Below are 13403 nucleotides of genomic sequence, written 5' to 3'. Positions count from 1 at the left end.
GATGATGCGTCAGTCTCCGGGAGCGCCAGCCCCGGGGTATTTCTGTGAGTTGCGGATTTTAGCAACAACTGGCGCGAATTATAGTGGCTTTTCAGTCGAATTGGTTGGGTGCTTATAACAAATTGCGCAGGGCGTATAGCTGTTCCAGTGCCTGGCGCGGAGTCATTTCATCCGGGTCCAGTTCCGCCAGGGCGTCCACTGCCGGGTGGCTGGGGGCGCCGAACAGCTCCGCCTGCAGCGGTGATGCCGCCTCCGGGGATACCGCCTCCGGGGATACCGCCTCCGGGCCACCGGTCGCCGCTTCGGTTCCTGCCAGCTCTGGGCGCTCGCCGGATTCCAGCGCCTGCAGCCGCTGCCGCGCCTCCACCAGAACCTCTCCCGGGATACCCGCCAGTTTTGCCACCTGCAGGCCGTAGCTCTTGGATGCCGGCCCCTCCTGGATGCGGTGCAGGAAGACGATGCTGTCACCGTGCTCGGTGGCATTCAGGTGGATATTGGCCGCCTCGGGGCAGCGCGCGGGCAGGTCCGTCAGCTCGAAGTAGTGGGTGGCGAACAGGGTGAAGGCACGCACCCGGTCGGCCAGGAAGTGGGCGCAGGCCCAGGCCAGGGACAGGCCATCGTAGGTACTGGTGCCGCGGCCGATCTCGTCCATCAGCACCAGGCTGTTCTCGCTGGCATTGCGCAGGATGTTGGCGGTTTCGGTCATCTCCACCATAAAGGTAGAGCGGCCCCCGGCCAGGTCGTCGGCACTGCCGATGCGGGTAAAGATGCGGTCCAGCATGCCGATACGGGCGGAATCCGCCGGTACGAAACTGCCGCAGTGGGCCAGCAGGGCGATCAGCGCGGTCTGGCGCATGTAGGTGGACTTACCGCCCATGTTGGGTCCGGTAATTACCAGCATGCGGCGGTCGTCGCGCAGGTCGATATCGTTGGCCACGAAGGGCTCGTCCAGCACCTGCTCTACCACCGGGTGGCGGCCGGCACTGATATCCAGGCCCGGCTCGGCGCCGAGGGCAGGGCGGCACAGGCGCAGGTTGTCGGCACGCTCTGCCAGGCAGGCCAGCACGTCCAGTTGCGACACGCCGGCTGCTGCGGCCTGCAGTTCGGCCAGTGATTCGTTGAGCTTGACGATCAGCTCCTCGTACAGTGCTTTTTCCCTGGCCAGGGCGCGGCTCTTGGCCGACAGGGCCTTGTCCTCGAACTCCTTCAGCTCGGGCGTGATAAAGCGCTCGGCATTCTTGAGAGTCTGGCGGCGGATATATTCGGCCGGCGCCTTGTCGCTCTGGCCGCGGCTGATCTCGATAAAGTAACCGTGCACCCGGTTGTAGCCGACCTTGAGGGTGGGAATCCCGGTGCGCTCTTTTTCCCGCTGTTCCAGCTGCACCAGGAAGTCGCCGGCGTTTTCACTGATAGCGCGTAACTCGTCCAGCTCGCTGTCGTAGCCTTCGGCAATCACGCCGCCATCGCGGATCACCACCGGCGGGTTCTCGACGATGGCCCGCTCCAGCAATGTCACGGTCTCCGGCCATTCGCCGATCTCGCGTCCCAGTTCGCGCAACAGTGCCGTGTCCATCTCTGCCAGCTGACGCTGGATTTCCGGGAACTGCGCCAGTGACTGCCCCAGCCGCGCCAGGTCGCGCGGGCGTGCAGAGCGCAGGGCCAGGCGGCCCAGGATGCGTTCCATATCCCCCACGGGCTTGAGGGCGTCCCGCAGGGGTTCGAAGCCATAGCTGTCCAGCATGGCGCCGATAGCATCCTGCCGGTTGTTCAGGGTGGTCAGCTGGCGCAGGGGATTGTTCAGCCAGCGTCGCAGCAGGCGGCTGCCCATGGCGGTCTTGCAGGTATCGAACACTGACAACAGGGTATTGTCGTCGCCGCCGGAAAGGTTCAGGTCGATTTCCAGGTTGCGTCGGCTGGCGCCGTCCAGCGCCACTGTGTCATCGCTGGTCTCGGTCTGCAGGCTGCGGATATGCGGCAGCTCGGTGCGCTGGGTGTCCCGGGCATATTGCAGCAGGCAGCCGGCGGCAGTCACCGCGGCGAGCATGTGGCTGCAGCCAAATGCCTCCAGGTCCATGGTGCCGAACTGGTTGTTGAGGAGGCGCAGCGCGCTCTCGTGGTCGAACTCCCACGGGGCGCGCCGACGCAGGCCCGGCAGGCGCGCGACCTCAGCCGGCAGGGTGACATCTTCCGGGGCCAGCAGCTCCGCCGGGGCGTGTCGCTGTACCTGCTCGGCCAGGGTCTCGACAGTTTCCACTTCCTGCACCACGAATCGGCCGGTTGCCAGGTCCAGCAGGGCCAGGCCGTAGCTGTCACCCAGGTGCGCCAGGGCGCCCAGCAGGTTATCGCGACGCTCGTTCAGCAGTGCCTCATCGGTTACTGTGCCCGGGGTGACGATCCGCACCACCTTGCGCTCAACCGGCCCCTTGCTGGTGGCGGGGTCGCCGATCTGCTCGCAGATGGCTACCGATACCCCGGCCTTGATCAGGCGTGCCAGGTAGCCCTCTGCCGCATGGTAGGGGATGCCAGCCATGGGAATGGGCTCGCCCCCGGACTTGCCGCGGGCAGTCAACGTGACATCCAGCAGCTCTGCGGCCTTCCTGGCATCGTCGTAGAACAGCTCGTAGAAATCTCCCATACGGTAGAACACCAGTTCCTGGGGGTGTTCGGCCTTGATGCGCAGGTACTGCTGCATCATCGGGGTATGCTTGGCGTTGTTCGTGGCAGTCGCGGCTTGCGGCATGGGGCGTACTTCTTGTCCGTTATGAGGTGGATTTTGCCGGGGTCCGGGGGAAGGCGGTATTCTACCGATTCGGATAGCAAGGAATAAACAGATGACGGATATTTCGGAGCTGGCTCGGGAGCTTGGTGAAGAATTGCACAAGCGGGACTGGAAGGTAACTGCGGCAGAGTCGTGCACCGGTGGTGCAATCGCCGCCGCAATCACCTCGGTGCCGGGCGCCTCAGACTGGTTCGAGGGCTCGGTGGTCAGCTACGCCAACTGGGTCAAGCGCGAGCTGATCGCGGTCTCCGGGGATGACCTGGAGGAGCTGGGCGCGGTCAGTGAAGAGGTGGCCCGGCAGATGGCCTCCGGCGTGCTGGGCCTGATGGATGCCAATGTCGCCGTTGCGGTCAGCGGGATCGCGGGGCCGGACGGTGGCACTGAGGAAAAGCCAGTGGGCACGGTGTGGATCGCGCTGGCCCATTCCGAGGGGCAGGAGCCGGTTACCATTGATGCCAGCTGCTTCCATTTCGAGGGGGATCGCGCGGCGGTGCAGGAGCAGACCGTGGCCGAGGCGCTGCGGGAAATACTGGCGCTCGTGCGCGAGCACCCGGAAGATTGATTACTGGTTGCTTATACAGTAATCCTTCGTTAAGCTTGCCCCCAATCAACAACGCTTAAGTACATGGGAAAGGTCATGGATTCCAATAAAGACAAGGCATTGCAGGCGGCGCTGTCTCAGATCGAGCGCCAGTTCGGCAAGGGTACCGTTATGCGTATGGGGGACAAGGAGCGTGTGCAGATTCCCGCGATCTCCACCGGTTCCCTGGGCCTGGACGTGGCCCTCGGCATTGGCGGCCTGCCCCGCGGCCGTATCGTGGAAATCTACGGCCCGGAGTCTTCCGGTAAGACCACCCTGACCCTGCAGGTCATCGCCGAGGCGCAGCGCAAGGGCGGCACCTGTGCGTTCGTGGACGCCGAGCACGCGCTGGACCCCATCTACGCCGAGAAGCTGGGCGTGAACGTCGACGAGCTGATCGTCTCCCAGCCGGATACCGGCGAACAGGCCCTGGAAGTGGCCGACATGCTGGTGCGCTCCGGCGCGGTGGATGTCCTGATCGTCGACTCGGTAGCGGCCCTGACCCCGCGCGCCGAGATCGAGGGCGAGATGGGCGATTCCCACGTGGGCCTGCAGGCACGCCTGATGTCCCAGGCCCTGCGCAAGCTGACCGGTAACATCAAGAACACCAACACCCTGTGCGTGTTCATTAACCAGATCCGCATGAAGATCGGTGTGATGTTCGGCTCCCCCGAGACCACCACCGGTGGTAACGCGCTCAAGTTTTACTCCTCGGTACGCCTGGATATTCGCCGCATCGGCTCGGTGAAAGAGGGCGATGAGGTGGTCGGCAACGAGACCCGGGTGAAGGTGGTGAAAAACAAGGTGGCGCCGCCGTTCAAGCAGACCGAGTTCCAGATCATGTACGGCCAGGGTATCAACCTGCTTGGCGAGATCATCGACTACGGCGTCAAGCATGGGCTGGTGGACAAGGCCGGTGCCTGGTACAGCTACAAGGGTGACAAGATCGGCCAGGGCAAGGCCAACGCGGTCAAGTTCCTGAAGGAAAACCAGGGTATCCGCGATGAGATCGAGGGCCAGCTGCGCGCCCAGCTGCTGGGTGACCTGGTTCCCGCACAGCCGGAAGAGGCGGTGGAGTCCCCGGAAGAGTAATTCCGGGGAGCAGGGAGAGTAATCAGGACGGCCCCCCCCCTTTACCCGTGTTTTCCCAGCAAGACCCCGCTCAGGCGCTGTTCGGCGCGGCACTTGAGATGCTGTCGCGCCGCGAGCACTCCTGCCAGGAATTACGGCAGAAGCTGGCGGCCCGCTTCCCCGATGCCGATTTCGACGCGCTGTTCCAGCGCCTTCATGAACTTAACTACCAGTCCGACCAGCGCTTCGCCGAAGTGTTTGCCCGTTCGCGTGTGCAGCGCGGCCAGGGGCCCTTGCGGATCCGTCGCGAGCTCCAGCAGCGCGGAGTGGACGCCTCTTATATTGAGGCTGCCATTGAGCAGCTCGAGGTGGATTGGTTCCAGTTGGCGGAGGAGACGCTGCAGCGCAAATTCCGCCAGCCCATCGACGATGCACAGCCCCGGGAACACCAACTGAAAGAGCGCGCACGGCGCCAGCGCTACCTTGCCTACCGGGGCTTCCCTGCGGATGCGATCCAGTGTGCACTGGAGGCAGAACTTTTCCCCTGAGGCTGTATACTCGGGGAAAAGATAAGAGCAAGGAGCCCCCATGATTCTTTCTGTTGATCAGGGCACCACCGGAACCACCGCCTTTGTCTTCGATTCCCACGGCCGCCTCCTGGGTCGCAGCTATTCCGAATTCCCGCAGTATTACCCCAAGCCCGGCTGGGTAGAGCATGATGCCAATGAAATCTGGCAGGTGACTCTGCGTGTCTGTGCCGCAGCAGTGGAGCGCGCAGGCATCGAGGTGGGCGAGTTGTCCGCGATCGGTATCACCAACCAGCGGGAAACCACGGTGCTCTGGGACCGCGAGACCGGCGAGCCGGTCTGCCGGGCGATTGTCTGGCAGTGCCGGCGGTCGGCCGAACTGTGCCGGGAACTGGAGCGTGCCGGGAAAGCCGAGTGGCTTCTCGAGCGTACCGGCCTGGTACTGGATGCCTACTTTTCCGCCAGCAAGTTACAGTGGCTGTTTGGCGAGCGCCCTGAGTTGCTGGAGCGCGCGCGTGCCGGGGAGCTGGCGTTCGGCACCATCGACAGCTGGTTGATCTGGAAGATGAGTGGCGGCCGAGCCCACCTGACCGACCATACGAACGCCAGCCGGACGCTGCTTTACAACCTGGAGCGGCGCGACTGGGATCCGGAGCTAATGGACCTGTTTGGTTGCCCGGCAGGGATCCTGCCGGATATCCGCCCCTCCGCCGGGCTGTTTACCACCACCGACCCCGGGGCATTCCTGGGGGCTGAGGTGCCCATCTGCGGCGTGGCCGGCGACCAGCAGGCCTCCCTCTTTGGCCACGGCTGCACATCCCCCGGCACCATCAAGAACACCTACGGCACGGGCTGTTTCATGCTGGCTTACGCCGGTGACGAACGCCCCGAGGCGCCGACCGGACTGCTCACCACCATCGCCTGTGACGCGACGGGGGCCCCCGCCTACGCGCTGGAGGGCGCCGTGTTCAATGCGGGTTCTGCGGTGCAATGGCTCCGCGACGATATGGGCCTGATCCAGCAGGCCGGGGAGACTGAAACCATCGCCAGGGGGGTGCCGGATACCAAGGGTGTATACCTGGTGCCGGCATTCAGCGGCCTGGGCGCCCCGCACTGGGACCCGGGCGCCCGCGGCACCATCTGTGGCCTGAGCCGGGGCTCCGGCAAGGCAGAACTGGTGCGTGCAACCCTGGAGTCCATCGCCTACCAGAGCGAGGAGCTGGCCCAGTTGATGGCCGGGTCCCTCGGTGTCGACACCACGCACCTGCGTGTCGACGGCGGGGCCAGTGCCAATGACTTCCTGATGCAATTCCAGTCGGATATCTCCGCAACACGGGTGGAGCGCCCGCGCCAGATCGAGTCCACGGCGGTGGGTGCGGCACTACTGGCGGGTATCGGCGCCGGCATATGGCCCGCGGGACAGCTTCCGGATTGCCTGCTGGAGATCGAGCGGGACTTCGTGCCGCGCATGCCGGAACAGCGGCGGCGGGAGCTCCTGGAGGGCTGGCGCCGGGCAGTAACGGCGTGCCGTGCTTTCTGAGCCGGCGCTACGCCAGGAGAACCGCTAGTCGCGGCCAGTGGCCGCGATGAGTGTGAAAGTGCCTATCCTCAAGTCAGGAGTTGATGAGAGGTGATCAGCGTGAATATCAGTGATGAACTGCAGGCCACGATCGGCGACATGGTGGACGGCCGCCGCGGCATTCTTGCTGCGGACGAGAGCAGTGGCACCATCGCCAAGCGCTTCGCTTCCGTGGGGGTTGAATCCACGGAAGAGCACCGGCGCTTCTACCGCTCAATGCTGCTGGGTACAGAGGGGCTGGGTGACTATGTCAGCGGGGTTATCCTGTTCGAGGAGACTCTTGGCCAGAAAGATGACCGGGGCCGGCCCCTGCCAGAGGTGGCCTGGGGCCAGGGCATCGTGCCCGGCATAAAGGTCGACAAGGGCAAGGGCCCGCTACCGGGTGCACCGGGTGACATGATTACGTTCGGTCTCGACGGCCTGGAGGAGCGATTGCAGGGCTACCGCGAGCAGGGGGCCCGCTTTGCCAAGTGGCGCGAGGTCTACCCGGTAAGCCCCTGTAACCCGACGCAACTGGGCCTGGCAGCCAATGCCGAGATGCTCGCCCGTTATGCCGCCGTGTGCCAGTCCTGCGGGATGGTACCCATCGTCGAGCCGGAGGTGCTGATGGACGGCGATCACAGTATCGAGCGCAGTGCCGAGGTCAATGAGGTGGTATGGCACGAGGTATTCCACGCACTGCACCGGCATGGCGTGGTGCTGGAGTTGATGATCCTCAAGCCAAGTATGGTCACACCCGGCAAGGAGTGCGCCAAGGCGCCGCCCGAACAGGTGGCCGAGTACACCATGCGCAGCCTGCGTCGCGGAGTGCCTGCGGCGGTGCCCAGCATCAATTTCCTGTCCGGGGGGCAGGGGCCGGAAGAGGCCACGGCGAACCTGAATGCGCTGAACCAGCTGTGGCACGCGCCGTGGCAGTTGAGTTTTTCATACGGGCGCGCCCTGCAGGAACCGGCACTCAAGGCCTGGGAAGGTAAGAGTGGCAATGCCGGCCGCGCCCGGGCCGCCCTGCACAAGCGGGCGCGGCTGAATCACCTGGCCATGCTCGGCGAGTACGAAGAATCGATGGAAAAGGAATCGTAGAGATACGGCTTTCCGGGGTGCGGCTATCCGGGTTACGGCTTAGCGGGATACGGTCGCCAGGCCCGGCAGCTCAGCACCGGGCCCGCACCACAATCAGCACAAAAACAGTACGACACAATAAAAATAACGTAGCGAGGAGAGAGTGATGCAATTCATGTCACATGGAGACCAGCTGCATTTCCGGCGCTGGTGGGTAGAGGGAGCGCTCGGCGTCGTGGTGATCTCCCACGGGCTGGGTGAGCACAGTGGCCGTTATCGGCGCCTGGCGCGCGTTCTCAATAGCGCGGGTTACAGTGTCTATGCCCCGGATCACTACGGTCACGGCCTCTCGGCCGGGCGGCGCGGCCACATTGATGATTTTGCCCGCTACAGTGAACACCTGCATGACTTCATCCGCATTGTACGGCGGGATAACCCCGGGCGGCCCCTGCACCTGCTGGGGCATAGCATGGGCGGTGTCATCGCCTGTGGTTGCGTTGTGCGCTTCGGTGGGGTCGACAGCCTGGTGCTCTCCGCGCCAGGATTCCGGGGCCGTAATGAGCCGGGCGCGCTGGAGCGGCCGCTGATCAGCCTGTTGTCGGGGCTGGTGCCAAAGTTGTCCCTTTCCAACCGCCTGGATCCACAGGACCTGACCCACGACCAGGCCGCGGTAGATGATTACCTGGCCGACGACCTGGTCCACGACCGGGTTTCCATGCGTTGGTTCGCCAGCTTCCTGCGGGAGCGCGAGTTCCTCCATGCCAATCTCGACAGGATCACCGTTCCCTCCCTGTTGCTGCTGCCGCGGAGTGACCGCATGGTGGACAGTGACACCAGCCTGGCCTGGTTTGAGTGCTTCGGGAGTGAAGAGCGGCAGGTGAAGCTGTTCCCCGATGCCTTCCATGAGGTTTTCAATGAGCCGGAAGACGGGCCCCGGGCAGTGGAATTGCTGCTGGCACACCTGCGGGCCGGCCAGGAAGTGGGTGCCATTGAAGCCTCCGCCTGACCTGCCGGTGAACCGGGGCCGGTGAGCGGTCGCGGAGGCCGTGAAAATGCCCGTTAACCGTTGTACCATACGCGGTCGTTTTTGGCCCCGGGTGGGCCCTGAGGGTGTGGAACATGGATAAGAAACTACTGAGTCTGCTGGTTTGCCCGGTAAGCAAGGCGCCACTCGAGTATGACGAGGAACGGCAGGAACTGGTCTGCAAGGCCAGTGGCCTGGCCTACCCGGTACGTGACGGCATCCCGGTGATGCTGGAGTCCGAGGCGCGCCAGCTGACCGCCGAGGAAAAACTGGAAAAGTAGCCCATGAGTGAGCCCAGCGTCTTCAGCCGCATTCTTGCGGGCGAGATTCCGGTCGACAGGGTGTATGAGGACGAGCAGTGCATCGTTATCCGGGACCGTGCGCCCAAGGCGCCGACGCACCTGCTGATCATCCCGCGCAAACCGCTCGTCAATGTGTCGGACGCGACTCAGGAAGATCGCCTCCTGATGGGGCACCTGCTGTGGGTAGCCGGGGAGCTGGGCCGCAAGCTGGAGCTGGATGGATTCCGCCTTGTGGTCAATAACGGCCGCAGCGCCGGCCAGACCGTCTTTCACCTGCATATTCACCTGCTCGCCGACCGGGAAATGCGCGAGCAGGACCTGGCCGACGACCCGGGCAACTGAGTGGCCCCGTCGGTCTCACCGTTTAATCAACCTTTACCAACGAAGTGGAATTACGCTGGATGAAAAGCGCACAGATACGCGACGCCTTCCTGAATTATTTTGCCGAGCAGGGGCACACAGTGGTGCCCTCCAGTTCCCTGGTGCCGGGCAACGACCCGACCCTGATGTTCACCAATGCCGGTATGGTGCAGTTCAAGGACACTTTCCTGGGCCATGAGCCGCGCCCCTACAAGCGCGCGGTCAGCTCGCAGCGCTGTGTACGCGCCGGTGGCAAGCATAACGACCTGGAGAACGTCGGTTACACCGCCCGTCACCATACCTTCTTTGAGATGCTGGGCAACTTCAGTTTTGGCGACTACTTCAAGCGCGATGCCATCCGCTTCGCCTGGGACTTCCTGACCAAGGTGCTGGGCTTGCCGGAGGAGCGCCTGTGGGTCACCGTGCACATCAGTGATGACGAGGCCGCGGATATCTGGTTGAAGGAAATGGGGGTCAGCCCCGACCGCTTCTCCCGCCTCGACGAGGACAATTTCTGGCAGATGGGCGACACCGGCCCCTGTGGGCCCAGCTCTGAAATATTCTACGACCACGGTGCGGATGTGCCCGGTGGCCCACCCGGATCGGACAACGATGACCTGGATCGCTACATCGAGATCTGGAACCTGGTGTTCATGCAGTTCGAACGCTCTGCCGATGGCGAGCTGCACCCGCTGCCCAAGCCCTCAGTGGATACCGGCATGGGCCTCGAGCGTATTGCTGCAGTGATGCAGGACGTGCATTCCAATTACGAGATCGACCTGTTCCAGGCGCTGCTGAAAGCCGCCGCGGAGATTGTCGGCTGCAGTGACCTGGAGGAAAAATCCCTGCGGGTGATTGCGGACCATATCCGTTCCTGCTCTTTCCTGATCGCCGACGGGGTATTGCCCTCCAATGAGGGGCGGGGATATGTGCTGCGCCGGATCATCCGCCGCGCAGTCCGCCACGGCCACAAGCTGGGCCAGGAAGACATTTTCTTCTACCGGCTGGTGAACGCCCTGGCGGAACAGATGGGTGACGCCTACCCGGAGCTGCGTGACAAGCAGCAGCTGATCGAGGACACCCTGCGCAAGGAAGAGGAGCAGTTTGCCAAGACCCTGGATAAGGGCATGTCAGTGCTGGACGAGGCACTGTCCGGCCTGGAGGGGACTGAAATCCCCGGTGAGCTGGTATTCACCCTCTACGATACTTACGGCTTCCCGGTGGACCTGACCCAGGATATTGCCCGGGAGCGTGACCTGACCCTGGACATGGCTGGCTATGAGGCATCCATGGAAGCCCAGCGCGAGCGCGCCCGGGCGGCGGGCAAGTTCAAGCATGATTACACTGCGACCCTCGACCTGGAAGGCAGCACTGAATTCCTTGGCTACGATGCCACCAGTGCCCGCGGCAAGGTAGTGGCCATCGTCAATGAAGGCGGTGAGCAGGTTGATACCCTGGTGGAGGGCCAGGAGGGGGCTGTGGTCCTGGATCGCACGCCTTTTTATGCCGAGTCCGGAGGCCAGGTGGGTGACTGTGGTTACCTGCAGGCCAGTGGTGGCCGCTTCGAGGTGCGGGATTGCAGCAAGCAGGGTGGCCATCACCTGCATACCGGCAAGCTGCTGCAGGGCAGCCTGTCAGTAGGCGACGAGCTGGAGGCCGAGGTGTCCGCGGATGTGCGCCAGTCCACCGCGCTCAATCACTCCGCGACCCACCTGTTGCACGCTGCATTGCGCAAGGTGCTGGGTGAACATGTAACGCAGAAGGGCTCGCTGGTGGATTCAGAGCGCCTGCGCTTCGACTTTTCCCACCCTGAGGCTGTGACTGCCAAGCAGCTGCATGCCATTGAGTCGCTGGTGAATGCCCAGATCCGTGCCAATAGTGAGGTGCTGACCGAGGAAACGGATATCGAGAGCGCGAAGGAAAAGGGCGCCATGGCTCTGTTTGGCGAGAAATATGGCGACACCGTGCGGGTGCTCTCCATGGGCGAGATTGAGGGTGGCGGTGCCTTCTCTGTAGAGCTTTGCGGCGGTACCCATGTCCAGCGTACCGGGGACATCGGGCTCCTGCGTATCGTCGGGGAGAGCGGCATCGCCTCGGGCCAGCGACGTATCGAGGCGGTGACAGGCGCACACGCCCTGGCCCTGTTCGATGAGGCGCAGCAGCGCCTGGAGCACACGGCGGCGCTGTTGAAGACGCGCCCGGATATGCTGGCAGAGAAGGTCGAGCAGTTGCTGGCCAACAACCGCAAGCTGGAAAAGGAGCTGTCCCAGCTGAAGACGAAGCTCGCCAGTGGCGCAGGTGGAGACCTGTCCGCCGAGGCGGTGGAAGTGGCGGGCCACAAGCTGCTGGCGGCTTCCATTGAGGGCGCGGATCCCAAATCGCTGCGGGACCTCGCCGACCAGATGAAGAACAAGCTGGGTAGTGGCGTCGTATTGCTTGCCGCACCGGGTGAAGAGAAGGTGGCCCTGGTGGCTGCCGTGACGAAAGACCTGACCGGCCGGGTGGCTGCTGGAGACCTGATGCGCTTTGCCGCCGGCAAGCTGGGCGGCAAGGGCGGCGGTCGCCCGGATATGGCCCAGGGTGGCGGCACTGATGTAGCGGCGCTGCCGGGTATGCTTTCCGACGTGCGCAGCTGGGTCGAGGAGCAGCTCTCCTGAGAGTCCGATGGGCAAGAGCGGGCGCCGCGCAATAAATCGGTTGATTTTGCCGAAAATTAGTGATTTAGTGCGCGGCTCGCAAAAACTGGCAGTTACTGTGCCAACAAGCCTGGCCTGGTGACGCTGGCAGTAAGGAAACACAAAAATCCATGAGTTTGTTCGTGCAGAAATACGGTGGCACTTCGGTGGGCTCGATCGAGCGCATCGAAGCTGTCGCCGACAAGGTCGCCGCATTCCGGGCACAGGGCCACGAGATGGTGGTGGTGCTCTCGGCCATGAGTGGCGAAACCAATCGCCTGATTGACCTCGCCTACCAGGTGCAGGAGAAGCCGGATCCGCGGGAGCTCGATGTCCTGGTGTCCACCGGGGAGCAGGTCACTATCGCGCTCCTGAGTATGGCGCTGAAGAAACGTGGCTATGACGCCTGCTCCTATACCGGCGGCCAGGTGAAGATTCTTACTGACAACTCGCACACCAAGGCCCGGATCCAGCAGATCGATGTGGAGCGTATGCGCCGGGACCTGGATGCCGGTCGCGTGGTGGTGGTGGCAGGTTTCCAGGGTGTGGATGAAGAGGGCAATATCACCACGCTCGGGCGCGGTGGCTCAGACACTACAGGTGTGGCCCTGGCGGCGGCGCTGAATGCCACCGAGTGCCAGATCTATACCGACGTGGATGGGGTGTATACCACCGATCCCCGTGTAGTGGACAGTGCGCGGCGGCTCGATCGCATTACCTTCGAGGAAATGCTCGAGATGGCCAGCCTGGGCTCCAAGGTGCTGCAGATTCGCGCGGTCGAGTTTGCCGGCAAGTACAAGGTACCCCTGCGTGTCGTATCCACCTTCGAGGAAGGGGAGGGCACGCTGATCAGTCTGGATGAGGAAGACACCGAAATGGAACAACCCGTCGTTTCCGGCATCGCATTCAACCGCGACGAGGCAAAACTGACGATCCGCGGCGTGCCGGACACTCCCGGTGTGGCCTGCCGGATCCTGGCGCCGGTGGGCGCGGAGAACATCGAAGTGGACGTTATCGTGCAGAACATCAGCTCCATTGATGGCACGACAGACTTTACCTTCACCGTGCACCGTAACGACCTGGCCAAGGCCAAAGAGGTCCTGGAGAGGGTGGCTGGTGAACTGGGCGCCAGGGAAGTGGTTGCAGACGACAAAATCGCCAAGGTTTCGATTGTCGGTGTGGGCATGCGGTCCCATGCCAATGTGGCCAGCCGGATGTTCAGTGCGCTGGGCGAGGACAATATCAATATCCAGATGATTACCACGTCTGAGATCAAGATTTCCGTGATCATTGACGAGCGCTACCTGGAGCTTGCGGTGCGGGCCCTGCACAGCGAGTTTGAGCTGTCGGAGCCCCGTGCGGCAGGCTGAGTCTATAACCAGCTGTAAGGGGGCGGCTGACTTCTCATAGCAATTTCGTCATGTGGCGTAGAGTCCGACCCATTGAG

General features: G+C 63.3%; 11 protein-coding genes. 10 read left to right on the top strand and 1 reads right to left on the bottom strand.

What is annotated here, in order from left to right:
- Positions 1–112: 112 nt before the first annotated feature.
- Positions 113–2740, bottom strand: coding sequence for a DNA mismatch repair protein MutS (gene mutS, locus LVE68_RS03840; protein ID WP_233005711.1), 2628 nt, complete (start codon positions 2738–2740; stop codon positions 113–115).
- Positions 2741–2831: 91 nt separating this feature from the next.
- Between mutS and LVE68_RS03835 the strand changes: the two genes are divergently transcribed.
- The 10 genes from LVE68_RS03835 to LVE68_RS03790 all read left to right on the top strand — a co-directional run bounded on the left by LVE68_RS03835 (position 2832) and on the right by LVE68_RS03790 (position 13326).
- Complete coding sequence (locus LVE68_RS03835) at positions 2832–3341, top strand: CinA family protein (RefSeq protein ID WP_233005710.1); 510 nt, start codon at positions 2832–2834, stop codon at positions 3339–3341.
- Between the two features lie 75 nt (positions 3342–3416).
- Positions 3417–4451: a recombinase RecA gene (recA, locus tag LVE68_RS03830; RefSeq protein WP_233005709.1), complete on the top strand. Its 1035-nt coding sequence runs from the start codon at positions 3417–3419 to the stop codon at positions 4449–4451.
- A gap of 47 nt (positions 4452–4498) precedes the next feature.
- Entirely contained in the window at positions 4499–4978 is a 480-nt protein-coding gene (locus tag LVE68_RS03825) for a regulatory protein RecX (RefSeq protein ID WP_233005708.1), read from the top strand.
- A gap of 40 nt (positions 4979–5018) precedes the next feature.
- Positions 5019–6497: a glycerol kinase GlpK gene (gene glpK, locus LVE68_RS03820; protein WP_233005707.1), complete on the top strand. Its 1479-nt coding sequence runs from the start codon at positions 5019–5021 to the stop codon at positions 6495–6497.
- A 99-nt stretch (positions 6498–6596) separates the two neighbouring features.
- A complete protein-coding gene (locus LVE68_RS03815) occupies positions 6597–7616 on the top strand; it encodes a class I fructose-bisphosphate aldolase (protein WP_233005706.1) in 1020 nt (339 codons plus the stop codon).
- Positions 7617–7761: 145 nt separating this feature from the next.
- Entirely contained in the window at positions 7762–8601 is an 840-nt protein-coding gene (locus LVE68_RS03810; protein WP_233005705.1) for an alpha/beta hydrolase, read from the top strand.
- 113 nt (positions 8602–8714) lie between these two features.
- A complete protein-coding gene (locus LVE68_RS03805) occupies positions 8715–8900 on the top strand; it encodes a Trm112 family protein (protein ID WP_233005704.1) in 186 nt (61 codons plus the stop codon).
- Positions 8901–8903: 3 nt separating this feature from the next.
- Positions 8904–9263, top strand: coding sequence for a histidine triad nucleotide-binding protein (locus LVE68_RS03800; RefSeq protein ID WP_233005703.1), 360 nt, complete (start codon positions 8904–8906; stop codon positions 9261–9263).
- A gap of 59 nt (positions 9264–9322) precedes the next feature.
- Positions 9323–11938: an alanine--tRNA ligase gene (gene alaS, locus LVE68_RS03795; protein ID WP_233005702.1), complete on the top strand. Its 2616-nt coding sequence runs from the start codon at positions 9323–9325 to the stop codon at positions 11936–11938.
- Between the two features lie 149 nt (positions 11939–12087).
- A complete protein-coding gene (locus LVE68_RS03790; RefSeq protein WP_233005701.1) occupies positions 12088–13326 on the top strand; it encodes an aspartate kinase in 1239 nt (412 codons plus the stop codon).
- Positions 13327–13403: the final 77 nt, after the last annotated feature.

Source organism: Microbulbifer sp. YPW16 (assembly GCF_021290385.1).
Taxonomy (GTDB): Bacteria; Pseudomonadota; Gammaproteobacteria; order Pseudomonadales; family Cellvibrionaceae; genus Microbulbifer; species Microbulbifer zhoushanensis.
Note: the sequence above shows the minus strand (reverse complement) of the source record. Positions and strands in the feature narration are given on the sequence as shown.